At 72.3% G+C, this 23,958-nt stretch carries 22 protein-coding genes; 11 read left to right on the forward strand and 11 right to left on the reverse strand.

Annotation, left to right across the window (positions count from 1 at the left end; translation table 11 throughout):
• The first annotated feature begins 4 nt into the window (after nucleotides 1-4).
• The 3 genes from pucL (at nucleotide 5) to ACSYGO_RS35245 (ending at nucleotide 4,163) form a co-directional block, all read left to right on the forward strand.
• Nucleotides 5-928, forward strand: a complete 924-nt coding sequence (gene pucL / locus ACSYGO_RS35235) for a factor-independent urate hydroxylase (RefSeq protein WP_095937390.1) — start codon at nucleotides 5-7, stop codon at nucleotides 926-928.
• 161 nt (nucleotides 929-1,089) lie between these two features.
• Nucleotides 1,090-2,466, forward strand: a complete 1,377-nt coding sequence (locus ACSYGO_RS35240) for an 8-oxoguanine deaminase (protein ID WP_426682168.1) — start codon at nucleotides 1,090-1,092, stop codon at nucleotides 2,464-2,466.
• Between the two features lie 359 nt (nucleotides 2,467-2,825).
• A complete protein-coding gene (locus ACSYGO_RS35245; RefSeq protein ID WP_426682220.1) occupies nucleotides 2,826-4,163 on the forward strand; it encodes a nucleobase:cation symporter-2 family protein in 1,338 nt (445 codons plus the stop codon).
• A 78-nt stretch (nucleotides 4,164-4,241) separates the two neighbouring features.
• Here ACSYGO_RS35245 and ACSYGO_RS35250 read toward each other — a convergent pair whose 3' ends face one another.
• Nucleotides 4,242-5,057, reverse strand: a complete 816-nt coding sequence (locus ACSYGO_RS35250) for a chitosanase (protein WP_432176195.1) — start codon at nucleotides 5,055-5,057, stop codon at nucleotides 4,242-4,244.
• 189 nt (nucleotides 5,058-5,246) lie between these two features.
• Between ACSYGO_RS35250 and ACSYGO_RS35255 the strand changes: the two genes are divergently transcribed.
• A complete protein-coding gene (locus tag ACSYGO_RS35255; RefSeq protein ID WP_426682170.1) occupies nucleotides 5,247-5,885 on the forward strand; it encodes a TMEM175 family protein in 639 nt (212 codons plus the stop codon).
• Between the two features lie 127 nt (nucleotides 5,886-6,012).
• Here the strand turns inward: ACSYGO_RS35255 and ACSYGO_RS35260 are convergent, their stop codons facing one another.
• Nucleotides 6,013-7,482, reverse strand: coding sequence for an MFS transporter (locus ACSYGO_RS35260; protein ID WP_460389003.1), 1,470 nt, complete (start codon nucleotides 7,480-7,482; stop codon nucleotides 6,013-6,015).
• Between the two features lie 90 nt (nucleotides 7,483-7,572).
• Between ACSYGO_RS35260 and ACSYGO_RS35265 the strand changes: the two genes are divergently transcribed.
• Entirely contained in the window at nucleotides 7,573-8,001 is a 429-nt protein-coding gene (locus tag ACSYGO_RS35265; RefSeq protein WP_426682172.1) for a winged helix-turn-helix transcriptional regulator, read from the forward strand.
• Between the two features lie 305 nt (nucleotides 8,002-8,306).
• On the opposite strand, the gene ACSYGO_RS35270 is transcribed toward ACSYGO_RS35265, so the two are convergent.
• The 3 genes from ACSYGO_RS35270 to ACSYGO_RS35280 form a co-directional block, all read right to left on the reverse strand.
• Complete coding sequence (locus ACSYGO_RS35270) at nucleotides 8,307-8,939, reverse strand: hypothetical protein (RefSeq protein WP_432176192.1); 633 nt, start codon at nucleotides 8,937-8,939, stop codon at nucleotides 8,307-8,309.
• 39 nt (nucleotides 8,940-8,978) lie between these two features.
• The gene (locus tag ACSYGO_RS35275) at nucleotides 8,979-9,629 is read right to left on the reverse strand and encodes a histidine phosphatase family protein (RefSeq protein WP_426682174.1); all 651 of its coding nucleotides are present in this window, start codon (nucleotides 9,627-9,629) and stop codon (nucleotides 8,979-8,981) included.
• Nucleotides 9,630-9,712: 83 nt separating this feature from the next.
• A complete protein-coding gene (locus ACSYGO_RS35280; RefSeq protein ID WP_359501139.1) occupies nucleotides 9,713-10,921 on the reverse strand; it encodes a pyridoxal phosphate-dependent aminotransferase in 1,209 nt (402 codons plus the stop codon).
• An 84-nt stretch (nucleotides 10,922-11,005) separates the two neighbouring features.
• Between ACSYGO_RS35280 and ACSYGO_RS35285 the strand changes: the two genes are divergently transcribed.
• Nucleotides 11,006-11,632, forward strand: a complete 627-nt coding sequence (locus tag ACSYGO_RS35285) for a winged helix-turn-helix transcriptional regulator (protein WP_426682175.1) — start codon at nucleotides 11,006-11,008, stop codon at nucleotides 11,630-11,632.
• A 230-nt stretch (nucleotides 11,633-11,862) separates the two neighbouring features.
• Here the strand turns inward: ACSYGO_RS35285 and ACSYGO_RS35290 are convergent, their stop codons facing one another.
• The 3 genes from ACSYGO_RS35290 to ACSYGO_RS35300 are packed head-to-tail and all read right to left on the reverse strand — an operon-like array spanning nucleotide 11,863 to nucleotide 15,580.
• Complete coding sequence (locus ACSYGO_RS35290) at nucleotides 11,863-12,702, reverse strand: hypothetical protein (protein WP_426682176.1); 840 nt, start codon at nucleotides 12,700-12,702, stop codon at nucleotides 11,863-11,865.
• Nucleotides 12,702-13,964 (reverse strand): VWA domain-containing protein, encoded by a 1,263-nt coding sequence (locus ACSYGO_RS35295; protein ID WP_460389006.1) that lies wholly within the window; start codon nucleotides 13,962-13,964, stop codon nucleotides 12,702-12,704. The genes ACSYGO_RS35290 and ACSYGO_RS35295 overlap by 1 nt, the downstream gene beginning before the upstream one ends.
• Before the next feature lie 32 nt (nucleotides 13,965-13,996).
• The gene (locus ACSYGO_RS35300; protein WP_460389008.1) at nucleotides 13,997-15,580 is read right to left on the reverse strand and encodes an IucA/IucC family protein; all 1,584 of its coding nucleotides are present in this window, start codon (nucleotides 15,578-15,580) and stop codon (nucleotides 13,997-13,999) included.
• A gap of 93 nt (nucleotides 15,581-15,673) precedes the next feature.
• Between ACSYGO_RS35300 and ACSYGO_RS35305 the strand changes: the two genes are divergently transcribed.
• From ACSYGO_RS35305 to ACSYGO_RS35315, 3 genes are read left to right on the forward strand one after another with little or no spacing between them, the layout of a single operon-like run.
• Nucleotides 15,674-17,212 (forward strand): IucA/IucC family protein, encoded by a 1,539-nt coding sequence (locus ACSYGO_RS35305; protein ID WP_435227565.1) that lies wholly within the window; start codon nucleotides 15,674-15,676, stop codon nucleotides 17,210-17,212.
• Nucleotides 17,213-17,234: 22 nt separating this feature from the next.
• Nucleotides 17,235-18,149, forward strand: a complete 915-nt coding sequence (locus ACSYGO_RS35310) for a HipA family kinase (RefSeq protein ID WP_426682180.1) — start codon at nucleotides 17,235-17,237, stop codon at nucleotides 18,147-18,149.
• Complete coding sequence (locus tag ACSYGO_RS35315) at nucleotides 18,146-18,427, forward strand: Rdx family protein (protein WP_432176186.1); 282 nt, start codon at nucleotides 18,146-18,148, stop codon at nucleotides 18,425-18,427. The genes ACSYGO_RS35310 and ACSYGO_RS35315 overlap by 4 nt, the downstream gene beginning before the upstream one ends.
• A gap of 3 nt (nucleotides 18,428-18,430) precedes the next feature.
• Here the strand turns inward: ACSYGO_RS35315 and aceB are convergent, their stop codons facing one another.
• Both aceB and ACSYGO_RS35325 read right to left on the reverse strand, forming a co-directional pair.
• Nucleotides 18,431-20,065, reverse strand: a complete 1,635-nt coding sequence (gene aceB / locus ACSYGO_RS35320) for a malate synthase A (RefSeq protein WP_432176185.1) — start codon at nucleotides 20,063-20,065, stop codon at nucleotides 18,431-18,433.
• A gap of 222 nt (nucleotides 20,066-20,287) precedes the next feature.
• A complete protein-coding gene (locus tag ACSYGO_RS35325) occupies nucleotides 20,288-20,887 on the reverse strand; it encodes a nucleotidyltransferase family protein (protein ID WP_432188967.1) in 600 nt (199 codons plus the stop codon).
• Between the two features lie 212 nt (nucleotides 20,888-21,099).
• On the opposite strand from ACSYGO_RS35325, the gene ACSYGO_RS35330 reads away from it, so the two are divergent.
• A complete protein-coding gene (locus ACSYGO_RS35330; RefSeq protein WP_078629005.1) occupies nucleotides 21,100-21,414 on the forward strand; it encodes a DUF5955 family protein in 315 nt (104 codons plus the stop codon).
• Between the two features lie 36 nt (nucleotides 21,415-21,450).
• Here the strand turns inward: ACSYGO_RS35330 and ACSYGO_RS35335 are convergent, their stop codons facing one another.
• Entirely contained in the window at nucleotides 21,451-22,254 is an 804-nt protein-coding gene (locus ACSYGO_RS35335) for an IclR family transcriptional regulator (RefSeq protein WP_426682185.1), read from the reverse strand.
• Nucleotides 22,255-22,622: 368 nt separating this feature from the next.
• On the opposite strand from ACSYGO_RS35335, the gene allB reads away from it, so the two are divergent.
• Nucleotides 22,623-23,945: an allantoinase AllB gene (allB, locus tag ACSYGO_RS35340; RefSeq protein WP_460389798.1), complete on the forward strand. Its 1,323-nt coding sequence runs from the start codon at nucleotides 22,623-22,625 to the stop codon at nucleotides 23,943-23,945.
• Nucleotides 23,946-23,958: the final 13 nt, after the last annotated feature.

Genomic DNA, 23,958 nt, shown 5'->3' on the forward strand with positions numbered 1-23,958 from the left:
AGACATGCCCACGATTCTGGGACAGAACCAGTACGGCAAGGCCGAGAACCGAGTCGTCAGGATCACCCGCGACGGCGCCACGCACCACATCAAGGACCTGAACGTGTCGGTCGCGCTCAGCGGCGACATGGAGGAGGTCCACTACTCGGGCTCCAACGCGAACGTCCTGCCGACGGACACCACCAAGAACACGGTGTACGCCTTCGCCAAGGAGTACGGCATCGAGTCCGCCGAGCAGTTCGGCATCCACCTCGCCCGGCACTTCGTCACCAGCCAGGAGCCGATCAAGCAGGCGCGCATCCGTATCGAGGAGTACGCCTGGGAGCGCATCGAGGCCTCGGACGCGAACTCCAAGTTCATCGGCGCGGACGCGGTCAAGCACTCCTTCGTCCGCAAGGGCCAGGAGACCCGCGTCACCCAGATCACCTTCGACGGTGAGAACTGGGAGGTCATCTCCGGTCTGAAGGACCTCGTCGTGATGAACTCCACGAACTCCGAGTTCTGGGGCTACGTCAAGGACAAGTACACGACGCTCAAGGAGGCCTACGACCGCATCCTGGCCACCCAGGTGTCCGGCCGCTGGCGCTTCAACTGGAGCGGCGACGAGCAGAAGATGCCCAACTGGGAGAAGTCCTACGACCAGGTGAAGAAGCACATGCTCCAGGCCTTCGCCGAGACGTACTCCCTCTCGCTGCAGCAGACCCTGTACCAGATGGGCGCGCGCATCATCAACAACCGCAGTGAGATCGACGAGGTGCGCTTCTCCCTCCCGAACAAGCACCACTTCCTCGTCGACCTGGAGCCGTTCGGTCTGGAGAACGACAACGAGGTCTACTTCGCCGCCGATCGTCCGTACGGCCTCATCGAGGCGACCATCCTGCGTGACGGCTGCGAGCCGCGCATCCCGGTGGACCTCACCAACCTGTAGGACTGCTCCGCGGGACTACGTGCCCGATTCCCCGACGCGTGCGCCGGCGTCAAGTCCCAGGGGAGAGCGGGGGCATCTGCGCAACAACAGCACCACGGATCCGGTCGTCACCCCGCTCGACCCCCGGATCCGTCCACCAATGGGAAGAACGAGGAACCGCCGTGGCAGTCGAGCGCATCGTCATCGAGAACTGCGCCATCGCGACCGTGGACGGAGGCGACACCGAGTACGCCTCGGGCCACATCGTCGTCGCCGGCAACAGGATCGAGTCGGTCGGCGCGGGCAGGGCCCCCGACGACCTGGAGAACGTGGTACGCCGCATCGACGGCACCGGGCACCTGGCCACGCCCGGCCTGGTCAACACCCACCACCACTTCTACCAGTGGATCACCCGCGGCCTCGCCACGGACCACAACCTCTTCAACTGGCTCGTCGCGCTGTACCCGACCTGGGCGCGCATCGACGAGAAGATGGCGTACTCCGCCGCGCAGGGCTCCCTCGCCATGATGGCCCGCGGCGGTGTGACCACCGCCATGGACCACCACTACGTGTATCCGAGGGGCTCCGGCGACCTGTCCGGCGCCATCATCCGGGCCGCCCGCGAGACGGGCGTCCGCTTCACCCTCGCCCGCGGCTCGATGGACCGCGGCAAGTCGGACGGCGGCCTTCCCCCGGACTTCGCCGTCGAGACCCTCGACGGCGCGCTGGCCGCGACCGAGGCGACCATCGACGAGCACCACGACGCCTCCTTCGACGCGATGACGCAGATCGCGGTCGCGCCCTGCTCGCCGTTCTCCGTCTCCACCGAACTCCTCAGGCAGGGCGCCGAACTCGCCCGGCGCAAGGGCGTACGGCTGCACACGCACGGATCGGAGACCGTCGAGGAGGAGCAGTTCTGCAAGGAACTGTTCGGCATGGGCCCGACCGACTACTTCGAGTCCACCGGCTGGCTCGGCGAGGACGTGTGGATGGCGCACTGCGTCCACATGAACGACTCCGACATCGCCGCGTTCGCCCGTACGAAGACCGGCGTCGCCCACTGCCCGTCCTCCAACGCCCGCCTGGCGGCCGGTATCGCCCGCGTCCCCGACATGCTCGCGGCCGGCGTCCCGGTCGGCCTCGGTGTCGACGGCACCGCCTCCAACGAGTCCGGCGAACTGCACACCGAACTGCGCAACGCCCTGCTCATCAACCGGCTCGGCGCCCACCGCGAGGCCGCCCTGAACGCCCGTCAGGCGCTGCGCCTCGGCACCTACGGCGGCGCCCAGGTCCTCGGCCGCGCCTCCCAGATCGGCTCCCTGGAACCGGGCAAGCTCGCCGACCTGGTCCTGTGGAAGCTGGACACCCTGGCCCACGCCTCGATCGCCGATCCGGTGACCGCGCTGGTCTTCGGCGCCGCCGCACCGGTCACGCTCTCGCTCGTGAACGGCAGGCCGGTCGTCGAGGACGGCCGTCTGCTGCACGTCGACGAGGACGCCATCGCCCGCTCCACGCGGGAAGAGGCGCAGCGCCTGGCGGGCATCGCCGGGCGGGACTGACGCGCCGGCCCGTGCGCCGTGTGGCGCGCGGGCCGTCAACCGGAGATCTCCGGCAGGGGGGGACGGCCCTCTGCCGGTAGCCGTGGACCCGAGCGGGGTCCATGGCGGCCGTGTCCGGGGCGGGCATGGACGTGCACGCCCCGGAACGGTCCCCGTCCCCAACAAACGGGTGCCGTTCGCCCCGAACGCATCCGTCCCGGTCCCGCACGACCGCGCATCACCTCCCTGAAACCCGCGTCAATGCCGACGTGTACCCGACCGGAGGAGCCGCTGTGGCCGCTCAGCCCGCGCCCCGCACCGATGCACGACCGACTGGCCAGCCCAAGCATCCAGTCGACGAGAAACTGCCCGCCCTCAAGATGGCGACCAGCGGCCTCCAGCACGTGGCCGCGATGTACGCGGGAGTCGTCGCCCCACCGCTGATCGTCGGCGCCGCCGTCGGTCTGTCCGCCACCGAACTGACCTTCCTCACCGGCGCCTGCCTGTTCACCGCGGGCCTCGCCACCTTCCTGCAGACCCTCGGCTTCTGGAAGATCGGCGCCAGGCTGCCGTTCGTCAACGGTGTCACCTTCGCCGGTGTCGCTCCCATGACCGCCGTCGTCGCGTCCGCCGACGACAAGAGCGACGCGCTGCCGATCATCTTCGGCGCGGTCATCGTCGCGGGCGTCCTCGGTTTCATAGCCGCCCCCTTCTTCAGCAAGGCCGTCCGCTTCTTCCCGCCCGTCGTCACCGGCAGCGTGATCACCCTGATCGGTGTCTCGCTCCTGCCGGTCGCGTTCGGCTGGGCGCAGGGCCCAGACCCTGCGGCCCACGACTACGGGTCGACCACCTATCTCGGCCTCGCCGGCGCCACGCTCGTCGTCGTCCTGCTGCTGCGCCGCTTCACCCGCGGCTTCGTGAAGCAGATCGCGGTGCTGCTCGGTCTGGTGATCGGCACGCTCGTCGCGATCCCCTTCGGCGTCACGGACTTCGGCCCCGTGGCCGACGCGGACGTGGTCGGCTTCCCGACGCCCTTCCACTTCGGCGCCCCGCAGTTCCAGCTCGCCGCGATCCTCTCGCTGTGCGTGGTGATGGTGGTGTCCATGACCGAGTCGACCGCGGACATGCTGGCGCTGGGCGAGATCGTCGAGCGGCCCGCCGACGAGAAGACCATCGCGGCCGGCCTGCGCGCCGACACCCTCGGCTCGGCGCTGAGCCCCCTCTTCAACGGCTTCATGTGCAGCGCCTTCGCGCAGAACATCGGTCTGGTCGCGATGACGAGGATCCGCAGCCGGTACGTCGTCGCCACCGGTGGCGGTTTCCTGGTGCTGATGGGCCTGTGCCCGATGGCCGCGTCGCTCATCGCCGTCGTGCCCCGTCCGGTGCTCGGCGGAGCGGGCGTCGTGCTGTTCGGCTCGGTCGCCGCGAGCGGCATCCAGACCCTCGTCCGGGCCGGCCTGGAGAAGGACAACAACGTGCTGATCGTGGCCGTCTCGCTGGCCGTCGGCATCATCCCGATCACCGCGCCGGAGTTCTACCACGCGTTCCCCGAGACCGCGCGGATCGTGCTGGACTCGGGGATCTCGACGGGCTGTGTCACGGCCGTGGTCCTCAACCTGGTCTTCAACCACCTCGGCAAGGGTGAATGCCACGACGCGGGCGAGGTGACGCACCCGATGGAGGCGGGCGAGGACCTCAAGGCGGTCCCGGCGCACTGACCGGGGCGCACCCGCCCGGCGGGCCCGCCGAGGGCGCGGCACGAGAACCGTGCCGCGCCCTCGGCCTTCCCGGACCCGTCAGCCGATGTGGTAACTGTCGCCGTAGACCTGCCAGTCCAGCGGCGGATCGAGGTTCAGGTTCCGCTTGCGCACGAAGACCCGCTGTGCGGTGTCGACCCGGCTGGTGTCGGAGTGGGCCTCCTCCTGCTTCATGGCCCATACGCGCGCGTCGAGGAAGGCGTTGAGGTAGGTCACCTCGTCGCCGCCCTGGGACGGCGGCTTCGCCTTGGCCAGCGCGCGCCGCCTGATGCTGCTGAAACTGGTGCTGTCGCCGCCGTCGCCGTGCATCACGATGGCGTCGTAGTAGGTGAACTGGCCGAGCGCGCCGATGCCGTCGGCCTTGCCCTGCCGGACGGCCGGGTCGAAGTACACCCGGTCGCGCTCGTCGTTCTGCGCCTGCTGGAAGGCCGTGTCCTGCGCCGCCCTGCGCCAGTCGCCCGGGAAACCGGGGTCGAGGCCGTCGTGCGAGTCGCTGCCGTTCACCTCGCGCAGCGCGGGCAGGTACTTGGCCAGTACGTTGCCGGGCTTGCGCCGGGTGTAGAGCTCCACCAGGTCGAGCATGTCGCCGGTGCCCGAGCAGAAGCCGATGATCCCGGCGGTGTAACCGCGTCCGTCGCCGATGTCCTCGATGTACTTGTACTGCGCTTTCCAGTCCAGCGAGGAGTTCTCCGCGCTGGAGACCAGCTTCATCGCGATCTCCTTCTTCGCGGGGTCGTCCAGACCGACCGGCGCGGCGGTCGCGGACTGGGTGGCGACGAGGGGACCTGCCACCAGCGATGCTCCGATCAGGGCGAGCAGGGTGCGGCGCGACGTCCGTATGTGGGGGGTGTGCACGGTACCTCCGGAGTGGGGTGTGTGGTTCCGCGTACTGTTAGGAAAGTTTCCTACCAGAGATTCCGAGGGCCGTACACCCGTACGGGCAAAGCGAGTTGGTGCGAGACGGAGGCCGGTCGCTCCGTTACCGTCGGAGCGCGCGGTCGGGACGGCGCACCGGGGTCGGGGTCACGAGGGGGAGTGCGTTTCATGAACGAGTCGGGCCGTGTGGAGGCCTTCAGCGACGGTGTCTTCGCCATCGCCATCACACTGCTGATCCTGGAGATCAAGGTCCCCGAGGTGGGGGAGCACGGCGGTCTGTGGCACGCGCTGGGCGCGCAATGGCCCTCGTACGCCGCCTATGTGGTCAGTTTCCTGGTCATCGGCATCATGTGGATCAACCACCACCAGCTCTTCGGCTACGTCGTCAGGGTCGACCGCACGCTGATGTTCCTGAATCTGCTCGTGCTGATGGTGGTGGCCGCCGTGCCCTGGCCGACCGCGATGCTCGCGGAGTACCTCCGCGAGGACGAGGCCTCCCATGTCGCGGCCGCGGTCTACAGCATGGTCATGGTCGCGATGGCCCTCGCCTTCCAGGCCCTGTGGTGGCACCTGACCCGCACCGGCCATCTCCTCGACGGCCGGGTCGACGTGGCCGCCGCCCGCCGCACCCGGGTCCGCTTCGCCCTCGGATCGCTCGCCTACCCGGCCACGGTCGGCCTCGCCTACGTCTCCGCCCCGCTGACCCTGGCCGCGCACGGTCTGCTCGCGGTGTACTACGGGTTCAACCAGGTCCCCGTACCGACGCGGGAGCCCGACAAGGCCGTGCTGCCGGGAGACGCCCGGTGAAGCGGGACTCCGGCGGGCGCCCATCGGCGTGCGGAAGTCGGCCGCCGGGTCGACCGGCAGCAGTGGCCGGCCCCGGCGAACCGGACGCCCTCCGCGCCCGGTTCGCCGAGGCCGGCCCGCCCGAGGGCTACACCGAAGGGGCCCCGGCGGGCACCGGCGCCTCCTCCGGCTCGGGGGAGGAGGCATTCCCCCGACCCAGGAGCACCGCCGCCAGCACCAGGGCCAGCGCCGCGATCCCCGTGGCCACCGTGAAGGCGAGCCGATAGCCGTCCGCCGTCGCCGCCACGACCTGTTCGCCCCGCGCGGTCAGACGCCCGGTGCGGGCCGCCGCCAGCGTCGTCAGGGCCGCGAGACCCAGCGAACCGCCCACCACCTGCGTGGTGTTGAAGAGTCCGGAGGCGAGGCCCGCGTCCTCCTCGCGGGCGCCCGCCATCGCGAGTCCCGTCACCGCGGGCATCGCGGCCGCGAAGCCGGCGGCGAGCAGGAGCATCGCGGGCAGCACGTCGGTGACGTACGCGCCGTCCGCCGGGATCCTGCTCAGCAGCGCCATGCCCGCCGTGATGAGGACGAGCCCGGCGCACAGGACGCGATGGGCGCCGAAGCGGGCGACGGTGCGCGCCGACAGGCTCAGCATCAGCACCCCGATCAGCACCGGCGCGGGCAGGAAGGCCGTGCCGGTGAGCAACTCGTCGTATCCGAGGACCCGTTGGAGATAGAGCGCCCCGATGTACTGGAAGCCGTACATGCCGGCGATCATCAGGATCTGCACGGCGTTGGCGCTCACCAGGACCCGGGAGCGGAAGAGCCGCAGCCGCAGCAGCGGGCGGGCGGCACGCGCCTGCCGCACGGCGAAGGCGGCGAGGAGGACCGGTGAGAGCGCGGCGAGGGCCAGGGTGGTGCCGGGCCCGTGGTCCCCGGCGCTCACGATCGTGTACACGGTCAGCATCAACGCTCCCGTGACCAGGGCCGCCCCGGGGTAGTCGGCCCCCTTGCCCAGCCCCAGCCCGTCGTCCGGGGCGAGGATCCGCAGCGCGGCGACCCACGCCGCCACTCCGATCGGCAGATTGATCAGGAAGATCCAGTGCCAGCCGAGGCCCTGGGTGAGGGCCCCTCCGAGGAACGTGCCGAGCGCGCCGCCCGCCGCGCCCACCGCGCTGAACACGGCGATGGCACGGGCCCGTTCGCGGGGTTCCGGGAACAGCGCGACCAGCATGCCGAGCACGACGGCCGAGGTCATCGCCCCGCCGACGCCCTGGAGCGCGCGGGCCGCGACGAGTACGCCCCGGTCCGTCGCGATCCCGCACAGCGCGGACGCGACGGTGAACACCACGAGCCCGGCGGCGAACATCCGCCTGCGGCCCACCAGGTCCCCGAGCCGCCCCGCGAGGAGCAGCAGTCCGCCGAAGGGGATCAGATACGCGTTCACGACCCAGGCCAGCCCCGGGCCGGAGAAACCCAGATCGTTCTGGATCGCGGGCATCGCGACCGTGACGATGTTCCCGTCCAGGATCGTCATCAGCGTGCCCGCGCACAGCACGACGAGCGCGGCCCAGCGGGAGTACGTTCGTGGTGTCGGTGACCCACTCAGCGGCGACATGGCGATGACCTCGGCCTTCTCCAAAGGTGCACGACTTGTAACGGGGTACATCGTGGAAGACCATGGAGACCGGCATAAGGAGGCACTTCGATGTCCCAGGGGAACACCGGTGTTACCTCGCAGGCAGTGCTCGCGCAGGCGTGCCCGGTCCGCGAAGTTCTTGACAGGGTGGCCGGGAAATGGAGCGTGCTGATCATCGTGGCGGCGGCCCACGGCCCGATCCGCTTCACCGAACTGGAGCGCAGCGTGGAGGGGATCAGCCGCCGCATGCTGACCCTCACCCTGCGCAATCTGGAGCGCGACGGACTCGTCACCCGCACGGTCCATCCGACGGTCCCGCCCAAGGTCGAGTACGAACTCACGCCGGTGGCACGGGAGTTGCATGCGACCCTGCTGTCCCTGACCGACTGGGCGGAGCGGCACCGGGTGACCATCGCCGAGTCGCGCGCGGCCTACGACGCCGAGCACAGCCCGGAGTTGGAGGCCGCGCAGCCCCGCCCGCGCGAGTCCGCCGCCTAGGGGTTTGGTTTGGATCAGCCCGGGTCCGCGACGCCCGGCACGGCACCTCGCCGCGTTGTCGGACCACCCGAGTACGCCCAGTACGCGGGTGATCCTCCGCCGTGCGACGCACCGCACCGGACGCCGCGGCCCGATCCGACCTGATCCGAACGAAACCCCCTGGCCCCGGACGAAGGCGCGGAACACCTCGGCCGCGCGCATCCGGTTGGCGTGATTCCCTGCTTCGTACGGCACTTCCGGTGCCCCGTAGGGCACTTGGGGATTCCGGGCGGCCGTGAGCCGGTGCGCCGCGCCGGGGCGGACGTTCACACGCGGCGCGGCGAGGCCAGCACGTACCGGGCGCCCGTGCGGGGTTCGCCGTGCTCGCCGACCTGCCAGCCCGCCTTCTCCAGGGTCGCCGCGCAGGCACGCAGCGCCTCGGGGTCCGGCTCGCGCACGGCGACGGCCTCCGGCTGCGGCGTCGCCCGCACCCGGTAGCCACCGCCCTCCGGGCCCGCGGGGCGGTGCCCTGCCGCCTCCAGGGCGAGCGCGGCGGCCTGCACCAGATGCGTGCGCTCCCACCCGCACGGCCGGTCCGTGTCGCCGCCGGGGTTGGTCATGCGGCGCAGCTCCAGGAGTCCCTGCCAGGCGCTCTGCACCTCACGCCCGCGCGCGGGCCCGGCGTCGGGCGGCCCTTCGCCGCCGGTCCGCGCGGCGAACACACCGGTGTCCGCCGGGGTGGACGGCTGCGCGGGCGGTGTCGCGGCCGGCTCCGGGGCCTCGCGTATGCGATGGCCGGCGGGGGTCAGGAAGTGGTCGTGCGGCGGCCGGGGATGCCGGAAGGCGAGCCCGCGCTGCACCAGCGCGGCGAGCTGCGCCGGGGTGCCCTTCAGCCGTCCGGTCACCGGATCGGCGGCGTCGATCACGCGCCGCTGGGCGGCGGTGGGGGGTCGGGTCACGGCGCGCTCCCTCCGGCGCCGGCGGCGCCCCGCCGCCGGTCAGTGCTCCGCGGGCCCCTGTCCGGCGGGGGAGAGCGGCCCATGGGAACAGTACGCGTCGGGTCTGACATTCCAGCCGGCCACCACATGGCGGCGGTGCTCCGTGCTCAGCCGGCTCATCGTGCCGGTGCCGAGCTGGAACAGCGCCCCCGCCCCGGCGGGCAGCCCGAGCCGCCGCGCCGTCAGCACCCGCAGGAAGTGCCCGTGCGAGAACACGACCACACTGCCCTCCGACTCCGCGAGCGCCGCGTCGATCCTGGCGAGCACGCGCTCGGCGCGCGCCCCGACCTCGTCCGGGCTCTCCCCGGGGTGCTCGGGCGGGCCGGCCGCGACGCCGTCCGTGAACAGGAACCAGTCGGGCCTGCTGCGGTGGATCTCGACGGTGGTGATCCCCTCGTAGCCGCCGTAGTCCCACTCGGAGAGGTCGGCGTCCACCACGGCGCCGTCGACCCCGGCCAGCGAGGCCGTCTCGCGGGCCCGCTGCATCGGGCTGACGAAGGCCGCGGCGATGTGGTGCCGGGCGACCAGCGGGGCCAGCTTGCGCGCCTGCTCCCGGCCCCGGTCGGTCAGCGGGATGTCGGTCGACCCGGTGTGCCGCCCGGACAAGGACCACTCGGTCTCACCGTGCCGTACGAGAAGGAGGTCACCCATCGCCGAACCCTTTCTGTCCCGCCGTCCCTCCGTACGGTGTCACCGGCCGGACGCGGGCGCAGCACCGGCTGCGCCGGTCGGCCCTACTGGCGGTACCCGCTCAGGAAGCGTCCGATCCGGCTGATCGCCGCGTCCAGGTCGTCGGCGTGCGGCAGGGTCAGGATGCGGAAGTGGTCGGGGCGCGGCCAGTTGAATCCGGTGCCCTGCACGACCTGGATCTTCTCGCGCAGCAGCAGATCGAGGACGAACTTCTCGTCGTCGTGGATCCTGTGCACCTCGGGGTCGATCCGCGGGAAGGCGTAGAGAGCGCCCTTCGGCTTGACACACGAGACGCCCGGGATCTCGTTGAGCTTCTCCCAGGCCCGGTCGCGCTGTTCGCGCAGCCGTCCGCCCGGCGCCGTGAGCTCGTGGATGGACTGCCGTCCGCCGAGCGCGGCCTGGATGGCGTACTGGGCGGGAGCGTTCGCGCACAGCCGCATGGAGGCCAGCATGGTGAGGCCCTCCAGATAGTTGCGGGCGTGCTGCTTGGGGCCGGTGACGACGAGCCAGCCGGAGCGGAAGCCGGCGACCCGGTAGGTCTTGGACAGTCCGCAGAAGGTGAGGACCACCAGGTCGGGGGCGAGCGCGGCGGCCGAGTGGTGCACGGCGTCGTCGTACAGGATCTGGTCGTAGATCTCGTCGGCGAACACCATCAGCCCGTGGCGGCGGGCCAGGTCGAGGATGCCCTCGACGATCTCCTTCGGGTACACCGCGCCGGTGGGGTTGTTGGGGTTGATGATCACGACGGCCCGGGTCCGGTCGGTGATCTTCGCCTCCATGTCCGCCAGGTCGGGGTACCAGTCGGACTGCTCGTCGCAGAGGTAGTGCACCGCCTTGCCGCCCGCGAGCGTGGTGACCGCCGTCCAGAGCGGGAAGTCGGGGGCGGGGATGAGGACTTCGTCGCCGTCCTCGACCAGCGCCTGCACGGCCATGGAGACCAGTTCGGAGACGCCGTTGCCGAGGAAGACGTCGTCCACGCCGACGTCGAGACCGCGGTCCTGGTAGCGCTGGGCGACGGCGCGGCGTGCGGAGAGGACGCCGCGCGAGTCGGTGTAGCCGTGCGCCCGGGGCAGCATCCGGATCATGTCCTGGAGGATCTCCTCCGGCGCCTCGAAGCCGAAGAGCGCGGGGTTGCCGGTGTTCAGGCGCAGCACGCTGTGGCCCGCCGCCTCCAGTGCGTCGGCGTGCTCGATCACCGGGCCGCGGATCTCGTAACAGACCTCGCTGAGCTTGCTCGACTGCCGGAACTCCATGCGTGCGCCCTCCGGTTCGTGGTGTTGCTTGGTTTTACCAAGTGTGAGCTTGGAAAGTCCAACAAGATGGCTAGACTGCGCCGCATGTCACCTCGCCGAAGCTACGACCAGTACTGTTCCGCCGCCCGTGCGCTCGACGCCGTCGGTGACCGGTGGACCCTCCTGATCGTCCGTGAACTGCTCGGCGGACCGCGCCGCTACACCGACCTGCACGCCGATCTGCCGGGCGTGAGCACGGACGTCCTCGCCTCCCGGCTCAAGGACATGGAGCGCGACGGGCTGACCACACGCCGGCGCCTGCCCCCGCCGGGCGCGGCGTACGTCTACGAACTCACCCGCCGGGGCCGTGACCTGCTCCCCGTCCTCCAGGCGCTCGGGGAGTGGGGCGCACCCGTGCTGGACGAGCGGCGGCCCACCGACGCGGTACGGGCGCACTGGTTCGCACTGCCGCTGCTGCGCGCCCTGGAAGGGGACGGCCTGGTCGAAGTGCGGCTGGACGAAGGCGTGTTCCACATGTGGCTGGGCACCGCGGAGGGACCGGTCTACGGGGAGGGCCCCGCCCACGGCGAGCCGGACGCCCGCCTCACGCTCGACAGCGAGACCTGCGAGGCCGTGAGCCGCGGCGCGCTGGGCCTGCGGGAAGCCGTCCGGCGGGGGCGCGTCGAGGTGACGGGAGACGGCGCTCCGGCCAAGGCGCTCCGCGAGGACTGACGGGGCGCCCGCGCCGAGCGGGCCCGGCCGGGGCCGCTGTCGCACCACCGGTGCCGGAGGCCGGCCCGCGACGCCGGTCCGTACCCGGGCGGGCCCGGGCGTGGGGGGTCTCGGCAGCGGCCGTGCCCGGTCGACGGGCACGGCCGGGAGACCGGGGCGGCGCCAGGACCGAACGGGGCCCGCCGTACCGGTCCGGTACGGCGGGCCCCTCACATGGTTCCGATGGTGCGTCAGGCGCCCGGCGGCATCCGCGACGGCCGCCCCGCACCCCGGGTCAGCGCGTAGCCGCCGATGCCGGCGAGCGCCGCGAGAACACCGCCGATCGCGGTCCACACCCAGCGGTCCGACCACCAGCCCGAGGCCCAGCCGTCGTCGGGCTCGATCGAGGACAGCACGGCCGTCGACGCGTCGGAGTCCTCGTCGGACTTGCCGCCCGTCGTCGCGATGCCCGGCACCAGCGGCTCGGCGAGCGAACCGTCGACCGCCGCCGCGCCGCCGATGTCCTTGGAGCCCACCTCGACCTCGGCGTTCACCGGCAGGCCGAGACCGGACGCCGGCAGACCCGTGGCGGTGAGCCGGATGTAGTACGTGCCCGGCAGCGGGTCGTTGGCCCAGGTCTCCGACCAGGCACGCACCGTACGCAGCGTGCAGGACAGCTCCACGGAGGCCGCGCCGGCCGCCGCCGTCCGCGTCTGCGCCCCGTACTGGCAGGCCTGCCGGCGCCGCAGCCCGTCGTACACGTCGATCTGCCACGTCTCGGCGGCGCTGCGCGCGGCGGACCCGGGCAGCTTCACCGTCGCCTTCACGGTGGGCCGCTGTCCGGCGTCCGCCGGGAAGGACCAGTACAGGTAGTCGCCCGTGGAGGCGCCGGCGGTGGCCCGCTGCCCCTGCTCGATCTCCGTCGCCGTACGGAAGGACGTACCGGCCTCGGTGGGCGCGCCGTCGTCGCCCGACGGGCTCGGCGAGGGCGAGGAGTCGGCGACGGCGGGTGCCGCCGCCACCGCGAGCGCGGCGGGAGCGGCGGCCCCGAGCAGGAACAGTGCCGTGGTCAGCACACGTCGGATACGCATCAGTTGGTCCTCCAGACCGCGACACGCCAGCGCGAGATCCAGCCCCACAGCACACCCGCGAGGAAGCCGGTGAGCACCAGGGCGCCGAGCAGCCACCAGCCGCGCCCGAGACCGAACGAGGCGACGTCGCCCGCCTGGTCGGGCCCGTCGACGACGTCGACGGTCAGTTCCAGCGGCAGTCCGGGCGTGGTCTTCACACCCGCGGCGGCCGAGAAGGAGTTCGACACCTGGAGGCACACGACCTCGGCGGTGGCGTCCTCGTCGTCGCTCTCGGCCTTCGGGTAGCGCAGCCCGGTCGAGATGACGTCGGTACGGCCGTTGCCCGCGGCCTCGCCGCGGACGATCTCCCGCCCGTGCACGGTGACGGCCCGCAGCAGCACCCCGTAGTCGGGGGCGACCGCGCGGTCCGCGGCGACGCTGACCGAGGCCCGCAGCTCCTGGCCCGGCTCGACCTCGACGCGGTACCAGCGGTGCTTGGTGAACTCCTCGCGGTCGGTGTAGAGGCCCGACTTCAGAGCCGGGGCCTGCGCGCACTCGGCGGCACCCTCCACGGCGACGGGCGTCACCACCGGATCGGCGGCCCGGTCCACCAACTGCCCGACCCGGTCGGCCAGTTCCTCCTTGTGCTGGACGGAGGTGTAGGTGCCGCCGGTGGCGTCGGCGATGCAGCTGAGCTGGTCGCGCGTCTTCGCGTCGGGCACCAGTCCCAGGGTGTCGATGGTCAGGCCTATGCCCTTGGACGAGATCTCGCGCGCCACCTCGCACGGGTCGAGCGGCTGGCAGGTGTCCTCGCCGTCGCTGATCAGCACGATACGGCGGGTGCCGTCACCGCCCTCGAGGTCGTCGGCCGCCTTCAGCAGGGCGGGGCCGATCGGCGTCCAGCCGGTGGGCGTGAGGGTCGCGACAGCCGTCTTCGCCTCGGTGCGGTCCAGCGTGCCCACCGGGTACAGCTGCGCCGTGTCCTTGCAGCCCGTCTTCCGGTCGTCGCCGCGGTAGTTGGCGCCGAGCGTCCGGATGCCGAGCTGCACCTCCTCCGGCGTCGCGTCGAGCACCTCGTTGAACGCCTGCTTCGCCGCTGCCATCCGCGAGCCGCCGTCGATGTCCCGGGCCCGCATCGAACCGCTGACGTCCAGCACCAGTTCGACCTTGGGGGCGGCCTGGGCCGTTTCGTCGGCGACCGCTCCGGCCGGGAAGGCGACCCCCGCCGTCAGGGTGGCGAGCAGGGCGCACAGGCCCGCCGCCAGCCGTTGTCTTGTGATCATCGGCGGATCCTAGTGATCAAAGGTGTCGCGCTTCAAAACGAGGGGGTCCCGGGGCCGGATCCGGTGAGCGGATTGGGCAGTTGTGTCCACAGGTCGCCAAAGGTGTGCGGGGAGAGTCGCATCAGGGTCAGCGCCTTGGTGGGCAGCGGCTCGCCCAGCAGGGCGGCGCGGTCCGCGGTGCGCGGCAGATCACCCGCGACCGCCTCCAGCGCTCCACGCAGCGCGGCCGTCGAGCCCGCCGTGGCACCCAGTGCGCCACCCACGAGGGAGCCGAACAGCTTGCGCCGCAGGGCGGTCTCGTCGTCCGTGACGACGCGGCCGGAGAGCGCGGGGGCCGGGATGCCGTGCCGGGCCAGGCGGGCCGGGCTGATCCGGATGTCGGCGAGGTCGCGGTAGACGAGCCGGACCGGGGCGCCCGTGCCGTCGAGGACGACGAGCAGGTTCTGGCCGTGCGCCTCCAGGGCCACGCCCAGATCGAGCAGCCGCAGCCCGGTCGTGAGCACGAGGCGGGTGAAATCGGCCAGCCAGGCGGGCCGTTCGGGCAGGCCCGTCAGCGGGAGGGCGGCCACCGGGACGATCTGCTCGCCCGGGGCCGCGTACCGGTCCGGCGACTCCCGCAGCACCGCCGCCAGATCGGGGCTGTGCGAGGTGGCCGCGCCGAGTGTCCGGGTGATGTGCAGCGGAGCGTCCAGACGGCCGGCCACCGACTCCATGAACGCCGAGACCGTCGCGGCGGTCTCCACCGAGTACACCGAGATGTCGCGCACCGAGGACGTCAGCCGGGCGCTCAGCGCGGTCTTGACGTGCGGGCCGTCCGGCAGGGCGAGTGTGCGCAGGGACATCAACGGGTGCGCGGCGAAACCCTCCTGGACCGGTCCGTCCAGCACGTGCGCCGCCTGCCACGGGTGGACGGGGATCAGGACACGCTCGCCGTCCCGCAGCCACTTCGGCCACTCGCCGGTCACCAGACAGTCGTCGGTGGCCATCAGACCCAGTTCCACGACCGGCCGGTGCTCCGGCGCGTACGCGAACTGCTCGGCCACGGAGAAGCCGGGCCGGGACCGGCAGTTGGGGTGGTACGGATGCCCGTCGACGACCCGCTGCTCCCACCTCCAGCCCGCCGCCGGGTGCTCGGCGGGTCCGCACGCGGCGCCGTCCGCGGGGGCCGGGCCGACGGCGTCACCCGGCACCGGCCCGTCGGCCGTGCCGAACGCCGTCTGCCCTGCCCGGGACAGCGCCAAGGACGCCACACTGTCGGCGAGTTCGGCCGCGAAGGCGGGGCCGTGCGGCACACCGAGCGCCTCGACGAGCCGGTCCGGCCGGTCGTACGGCCGCCCGTCGAGCCGCACTTCGCCGACGTAGTCGGTGACGGCGTACGGGTCCGGGTGCGGGCCGTGCAGCCGCCGACCGTCGGCCAGCCGGACCGTGAGACCGTCACGCCCCGTCTCGTGGCCCGCGATCCACGGCAGCGGCTCGTACGCCAGCGCACGCCACAGACGGGTCAGCACGGCCGCCCTGGCGCCGGGGAGCGCCCGCGCGTACGGCGCCGAGAGCTCGGGGCGCACGGCGCTCGGCCCGCCGGCGGGCGCGGCCTCGGGCGTGGGGGGACGGTGCACGGGCGGGCTCCTTGGGTACGGGGACTGCGTCGCGGTCGTCCACGGCAGCAGACATACTGATCACCAGTGCACCGTATGGAATGAATGAAGCGAATGGACCGAGTGGACTCCCTGCCGCCCCTGTTCCCGTCACTCGCCGGGGAGGACCCTGGCGGCGGCGATGTCGCGGAGGCCGCCGACGCGTACGCCGCGGCGCCCCTGCTGAATTGTCTCCTGCGGGAGACGGCGGAACCCGCGGAGGAGCCCGGGGTGTACCGCCTGAAGGCGGGCGGCGGGCTGCTGCGGGTGCGCGGCGCGCGGCGGCCCGCGCGGCCGGAGGTGCACGCCGCCGGTGCCTGGCACCGGCTCACCCACGCCGAACTGGTCAAACTGACCGCCGAGGAGCTGCGCCGCGCCACCGGCCTGTCCAACTCCGAACTGCCCGCGGAGATGACCGACAGCCGCGACACCGTCGCCGCGCTGCTCACCGCGCGGCAGCGCGCGACACCGCCCGGCGATCCGTACCTGCGCTCCGAGCAGTCCCTGATCACCGGGCATCCCCACCATCCGGCACCGAAGGCGCGCGGCGGCGGCCCGGCCACCGACTGGCTGCCGTACGCGCCCGAGGCGTACGCCCGCTTCCCGCTCGAACTCCTCGCCGTACGCGAGGACGCCGTCGTCGAGGACGGCGACACGACGGCGCTCGACGCCTTCGGCCAGGCCCCGCCCGGCTACCGGCTGCTGCCCGCCCACCCCTGGCAGCTCGGCCTGGTCGGCGCCGGCCCGGAGATCCGGGCCGCGTTCCGGGACGGCCGGCTGCTGCGCGTCGGACGCACCCCGCGCCCGCTCCGGCCGACGGCGGCGATCCGCACGCTGTACGCGCCCGAGGACGACCTGTTCGTGAAGTTCAGCCTCGACGTGCGCATCACCAACGACATCCGCCGGCTGTGGCGGCACGACCTGCTGAAGATGCGCGCCGGCGACGCGGCCACCGCCGCGGCGTTCGCGGGCCCCGGCCCCGCCGCCTGGCTGAGCGACCGCGGCTACCGCACCGCCGACTTCGCCTTCGAGGAACTCGCCGTCCTCGTCCGGGACGGACTGCGCGGCCACCTCGTGCCCGGCGCGACCCCGCTGCTCGCCGCCGCCCTGGTGGAGGGCTTCGACGGCAGCCCCCTGGACGGGCTCGCCGACCCGTCCGCCTGGTGGGCCGCGTATCTGCGCCATGTCGTACCGCCCGTGCTGCACGCGTTCGCGCGCCACGGCGTCGTCGTCGAGGCCCACCTGCAGAACGTGCTGGTGGCCGTGGACACGGCGGGGACGCCCGTGCAGGCGCTGTTCCGGGACGCGGAGGGCGTGAAGCTGCTCCCCGCCGTGACGCGCGAGGCGGGCTGGGAACGGCTCGTGTACTGCCTGCTCGTCAACCACCTCGCCGAGCTGGCCGCGCTGCTCGCCGAGCGTCACCCCGGCCTGGACCCGTGGCCCGCCGTCCGGCAGGAGCTGATCCGCTACGACACGGAGCACGGCCTGCCCGAGATCGCCGGCCTGCTCGCCGCGCCCACCGTCCCCGGCAAGACGAACCTGCTCCTGCGGTGGACCGGCGCGGACGGCGCGGACGCCCGGTACGTGCCGCTGCCCAACCCGCTGGCCGGGTGAGCGCTGACTTACCCTGGCGGGTGTGCTGCGCGACGTGACTGCTGTTCGATACGTGACCCCGCTGAGGGCGGGCGGCTCCGTGCCCGGAGTCGTCGAGGCCGACGACCTGGGGACGTACGTCGTGAAGTTCACCGGCTCCGCGCAGGGCCGCAAGGCGCTGGTCGCCGAGGTGATCGTCGGCGAGCTGGCCCGTGCGCTCGGGCTGCGCTTCCCCGAGCTGGTCCTCGTCCACTTCGACCCCGCGATCGCCGACTCCGAACCGCACCAGGAGGTGCGGGACCTGCACGGCGCCAGCGCGGGCCTCAACCTCGGCATGGACTTCCTGCCGGGCGCGAAGGACTTCACGCCGGAGGTCGCGAAGAGATTCCCGGTCGACGCCCTGGAGGCGGGCAGGATCGTCTGGCTCGACGCGCTGACCGCGAACGTGGACCGTACGGTCCACAGCTCCAACCTGATGGTGTGGCCCACGTTCGGCACCGCGCCCCCGCGGCTGTGGCTGATCGACCACGGGGCGGCCCTCGTCTTCCACCACCGCTGGGACGCCTCCGACCCCGCCAAGGCCTACGACTTCCGGCATCACGCCCTCGGCCACTACACGCCGGACACCCGGGCTGCCGACGCCGAACTGGCGCCGCGGGTGACGCGCGAACTGCTCCGCGCCGTCACGGCGGCCGTACCGGACGCCTGGCTGACCGTCGAGGAGGGGTTCGCGACGCCCGACGAGGTCAGGACGGCGTACGTGGACTACCTCCACGCGCGCGTGGCGGCTTCCGAGGCCTGGCTGCCCACCGACTTCCCGACCCGGGAGGAACTCGCCGCCGAGGAGGCGCAGCGCGCGGCGAGGACACAGCAGGGCCGTCCGAACTGGCTCAAGCGGGTCCCCGACCTGCACGGCAAACCGGCGGCGGAACAGGATTGGTCGGTGCACCTGGGATGAGCGACGTCCAGCGCGTGGAGATCGAGTACTGCACCCAGTGCCGCTGGCTGCCGAGGGCGGCCTGGCTGGCGCAGGAACTCCTCACGACGTTCGAGACCGAGCTGACGGAGCTGGCCCTCAAGCCCGGCACGGGCGGGGTCTTCGTGGTCCGGGTGAACGGCGAGGTGGTCTGGGACCGCCGCGAACAGGGTTTCCCGGAGCCGACCGCGGTCAAGCAGGCCGTACGCGACCGAGTGGCCCCGGGAAGGTCCCTGGGCCACTCGGACAGGTCCGCGTGAGCGTCAGCCCTTGAGCTGCTCGTACGCCGGCAGCGTCAGGAAGTCCGCGTAGTCCTCGTCGAGCGACACCTGGAGCAGCAGGTCGTGGGCCTGCTGCCAGTTGCCCGCCGCGAACGCCTCCTCGCCGATCTCGGCGCGGATGCGGGCGAGCTCCTCGGCGGCGACCCGGCGCGCCAGCTCCGGGGTCGCCGCCACGGTCTTCCCGTCGTGCTCGAAGACGACGCCCGCGTTGATCCACTGCCAGATCTGGGAGCGGGAGATCTCGGCGGTGGCCGCGTCCTCCATGAGGTTGAAGATGGCGACCGCGCCGAGGCCCCGCAACCAGGCCTCGATGTAGCGGATGCCGACCTGCACCGCGTTGACCAGGCCTTCGTACGTCGGCCTGGCGTCGAGGGAGTCGATGGCGATCAGGTCACCGGCGGCGACGGACACGTCCTCGCGCAGCCGGTCCTTCTGGTGGGGCCGCTCCCCGAGGACGGCGTCGAACGACGCCATCGCGATCGGGACCAGGTCGGGGTGCGCGACCCAGGAGCCGTCGAAGCCGTCGCCCGCCTCGCGGTCCTTGTCGGCCTTGACCTTCTCGAAGGCGACCTTGTTGACCTCCTCGTCGCGGCGCGAGGGGATGAAGGCGGCCATGCCGCCGATCGCGTGCGCGCCGCGCTTGTGGCAGGTACGGACGAGGAGTTCGGTGTACGCGCGCATGAACGGGGCGGTCATCGTCACCGCGTTGCGGTCCGGCAGGACGAACTTGGCGCCGCCGTCACGGAAGTTCTTGACGATGGAGAAGAGGTAGTCCCAGCGGCCCGCGTTCAGTCCCGAGGCGTGGTCGCGGAGTTCGTAGAGGATCTCCTCCATCTCGTACGCGGCGGTGATCGTCTCGATCAGGACGGTCGCGCGCACGGTCCCCTGCGGGATGCCGAGGTAGTCCTGCGCGAAGACGAAGACGTCGTTCCAGAGGCGGGCCTCCAGGTGCGACTCCGTCTTCGGGAGGTAGAAGTACGGGCCCTTGCCGAGGTCCAGCAGGCGCTGGGCGTTGTGGAAGAAGTACAGGCCGAAGTCGACGAGGGCGCCCGGGACGGGCGTGCCGTCGGCGTCCACGAGGTGGCGTTCGCTCAGGTGCCAGCCGCGCGGCCGCATGACGACGGTGGCGAGTTCCTCGTCCGCCTTGAGGGCGTACGACTTGCCCGACGCCGGGTCGGTGAAGTCGATGGTGCGGGTGTAGGCGGCGGTCAGATTGAGCTGGCCGACGACCACGTTCTCCCAGGTCGGCGCCGAGGCGTCCTCGAAGTCCGCGAGCCAGACGCGCGCACCGGAGTTGAGCGCGTTGATGGTCATCTTGCGGTCGGTCGGGCCGGTGATCTCGACGCGGCGGTCGTTCAGGGCCGCCGGGGCGGGGGCCACCTTCCAGGAGTCGTCCGCGCGGATCGCGGCGGTCTCCGGGAGGAAGTCGAGGGTGGAGGTGCGGGCGATCTCGGCGCGGCGCTCCGCTCGGCGGGCGAGGAGCTCATCACGCCGGGGCGTGAACTGCCGGTGCAGCTCGGCCACGAAGGCGAGGGCCGCGTCGGTGAGGACCTCCTCCTGCCGGGGCAGGGGCTCGGCGTCGACGATGGCCAGCGGGGACGGCGCTGGTGCGGACATGAGCTGTCACTTCCTTCGGGGGAGCTGTTTCAGCGAACCACGTGCATCGCCACCGTGCCGTGGCACTGGGTGCCGACCGGCGCGAATGGGGCAAAGGGCGCCCGCGGAGCGGTCAGGCGCTTCTGAACAGTGGATACTAGTTTCCTCATGGTGGAAGTTCAATGGTTTGTTGATGTCGAGATTCTCCGGGTCGACACAAGGTGGCGCTCGGTGCCACGCCGTTCACTCAAGGTGGACCAGGTCGGCCGCGGTGTCGATGTCGTACGCCTGCGCCACGTCGCCGCACTCGACGAGCGTGATCGCCTCTTCGTGGGCCTTGAGATAGGCGCGGGCGCCCCGGTCGCCGGTGGCGCTGCGCGCGATGGCGTCCCAGTGCCCGGCCCCGAAGAGGACGGGGTGGCCGCGTTCGCCGTCGTAGGACGCGGCCGCGAGCGAGAGGGGGGAGGCGTACGCGCCGAGGACCCGGACCACCGCCTCCGGGCCGATCCCCGGCTGGTCGACCAGGAGCACCAGCGCGCCGCCCGCCCCCGTGTCCGCCAGTGAACCGAGGCCCGCGCGCAGCGAGGAGCCCATGCCCTCCTCCCACTCCGGGTTGTCCACGAGGACGCATCCGGGCAGCGCGGCCCGCGCCCGCACGGCATCGGCCTGGGCGCCCAGCACCACATGGACGCGCGCGCAGCCGCCGGCCCGCAGGACCTCGACCGCGTGTTCGACGAGTGGCCGCCCGCGGTGTTGCAGGAGCGCCTTGGGGCGCCCCCCGAGGCGACGCCCGCCGCCGGCCGCCAGCAGCAGTCCGACGACCTGGTCCTTGTTGTCCGTCATGCTCCCTGCATACCCGAGCGGGGCGGGAGCGCGCGCCGGAACCCGGCCGGACGGCCCGATGTCCGAGGGCTGAATTTCGGTCCGCGCGGTGGCGCCCGGCGCACGCGGTGGCGTTTACTGACCCGCGTCCCCCCGGCGCCCGACCACCGCCACGGGGAGCTGGGGCCTGGTGAGGACGATCGACGCACAACGGCGTGCGAGGGGGGAGTGCTGTGTTGCGGAGCTTGGGGCAGAGGGCAGTGACCGGCAGCGACGAGGACCCGAGGGTGGCGGAACTGCGCATCGCCGTCTCCCGGCTGCGCCGTGAACTGGCCGCGCATCCGGCCGAGTTCCCCGACCGCGGCATCGCCGAGGACGAGCTCGCGGCCCTCGCCGCGATGGCCGCGGGCGGCATCCCCGAGACCCCTCGGCTGCGCCGCTCCCTGCTTCTGGTCGCGGGTGCGATCGGCTCGGTCAGCGCCCTGTCGACGCGCCTGGCCGACGTGCGCAGCGCGGTGGAGCTGTTCGGGGAACCGCCGCGCCGCTGAGCCGCGGGGCGGATGCCCCGCGGCGCGATGCGGGGCTCAGGCGGCCGGGCCCGAGCTGGCCAGGGCCTCCGACAGCTCCTGCGCCACCTGCTGGAGCACGGGCACGATCTTCTCGGTGGCCGACTCGGTGACACGGCCGGCGGGTCCGGAGATGGAGATGGCGGCGGCGGTCGGGGAGTCGGGCACGGAGACCGCGAGGCAGCGGACGCCGATCTCCTGCTCGTTGTCGTCGACCGCGTAGCCGAGACTCCTGACCTCTTCCAGGGCGGCGAGGAAGCCGTCCGCGGTCGTGATCGTCTTCTCCGTCGCGGCGGGCATGCCGGTCCGGGCGAGCAGGGCGCGCACCTCGTCGGCCGGGGTGTGCGCGAGCAGTGCCTTGCCCACGCCCGTGGAGTGCGGCAGTACGCGACGCCCCACCTCGGTGAACATCCGCATCGAGTGCTTGGACGGCACCTGGGCGACGTAGACGATCTCGTCCCCGTCGAGCAGGGCCATGTTGGCGGTCTCGCCGGTCTCCTCGACCAGTCGCGCCAGATAGGGGCGGGCCCAGGTGCCGAGGAGCCGGGACGCGGACTCGCCGAGGCGGATCAGGCGCGGTCCGAGCGCGTACCGGCGGTTCGGCTGCTGACGCACGTAGCCGCAGGCCACCAGCGTGCGCATGAGGCGGTGGATGGTGGGCAGCGGCAGTCCGCTGCTCGCGGAGAGCTCGCTCAGGCCGACCTCGCCCCCGGCGTCCGCCATGCGCTCCAGCAGGTCGAAGGCGCGCTCGAGGGACTGGACGCCACCACTGGGAGCGGGCGATTTGGCGGCGTCGGTGGTGCTGGCGCTGGACGGCGGCACGGCGGCGGTCCTTTCACGGCTCAGGAACGTCAGGGTCGGCCCGGCGGAGGGCCTCTCACAGGGCGGCGGCGCGCGCCGGGAGGGTAGTGATGCAGCCTACCCGGCGGTTGCTTGACTCCCGCGTTGTGCATAGCTACGTTCTGCTCTTTGGAATTCTACTTCCGCTTTGTGGAAACATCCAGAGTGGGTGCCCCGGGAGCACAGTGGAGGTGTGCGCTCTTGACGGCGCATGGGCCGCGGGGAAGACTCCTTCAACAGATCGTTGAATTCCGTTACGCGGAAGTAAACCCGCGCCACCACGGCGGCGGCAGTGGTCGGCAGCGGCAGAGAGAGGGGTCCGGGTGTCTGGTGTCGCAGGGGTCGACCTGATGCTGCGCTCGACGCGTGTCATCACTCCCGAAGGGACGCGCGCCGCCACGGTCGCGGTCGCCGGAGGCACGATCACGGCCGTGCTCGCGCACGACGCGGAAGTACCGGACGGCGCCCGGCTGGAGGACTTCGGCGACGACGTCCTGCTGCCCGGCCTCGTCGACACCCATGTCCATGTGAACGACCCCGGCCGCACCGAGTGGGAGGGCTTCTGGACCGCGACCCGCGCCGCGGCCGCCGGAGGCATCACCACCCTCGTCGACATGCCGCTCAACTCCCTGCCGCCCACCACCACGGTGGACAACCTGCGCACCAAGAAGGACGTCGCCCGCCCCAAGGCGCACATCGACGTCGGCTTCTGGGGCGGGGCGCTGCCCGGCAACGTGAAGGACCTGCGGCCCCTGCACGACGCGGGCGTCTTCGGCTTCAAGGCGTTCCTGTCGCCCTCCGGCGTCGACGAGTTCCCCGAGCTCGACCAGGAACAACTCGCGCAGTCGCTCGCCGAGATCGCCGGCTTCGGCGGCCTGTTGATCGTGCACGCCGAGGACCCGCACCACCTCGCCGCGGCCCCGCAGAAGAGCGGCCGCAAATACACCGACTTCCTCGCCTCGCGCCCCCGCGACGCCGAGGACACCGCGATCGAGCACCTCATCGGCCAGGCCCGGCGGCTCGACGCGCGCGTGCACGTGCTCCACCTCTCGTCCAGCGACGCGCTGCCGCTGATCGCCGCCGCGAAGGCGGACGGCGTACGGCTCACGGTCGAGACCTGCCCGCACTACCTCACGCTGACCGCCGAGGAGGTCCCGGACGGCGCCAGCGAGTTCAAGTGCTGCCCGCCCATCCGCGAGGCGGCCAACCAGGACCTGCTGTGGCAGGCCCTCGCCGACGGCACCGTCGACTGCGTCGTCACCGACCACTCGCCCTCCACGGCCGACCTGAAGACCGACGACTTCGCGACCGCCTGGGGCGGCATCTCCGGCCTCCAGCTCAGCCTGTCCGCGGTGTGGACCGAGGCCCGCAGGCGCGGTCACACCCTCGAGGACGTGGTCCGCTGGATGTCCACGAGCACCGCCCGGCTGGTCGGCCTCGACGACCGCAAGGGCGCCATCGCTCCCGGCCTCGACGCCGACTTCGCGGTCCTCGCCCCCGACGAGACCTTCACCGTGGACCCCGCCGCGCTCCAGCACCGCAACCGCGTCACCGCCTACGCGGGCAAGACCCTGAGCGGCGTCGTCAAGTCCACCTGGCTGCGCGGCCGGCGGATCGTGGACCGGGGCGAGTTCACCGAACCGGCCGGCCGGCTGCTCTCCCGCCACCCGTGACCCGCACCAGCCC

This window comes from Streptomyces krungchingensis, assembly GCF_054729265.1.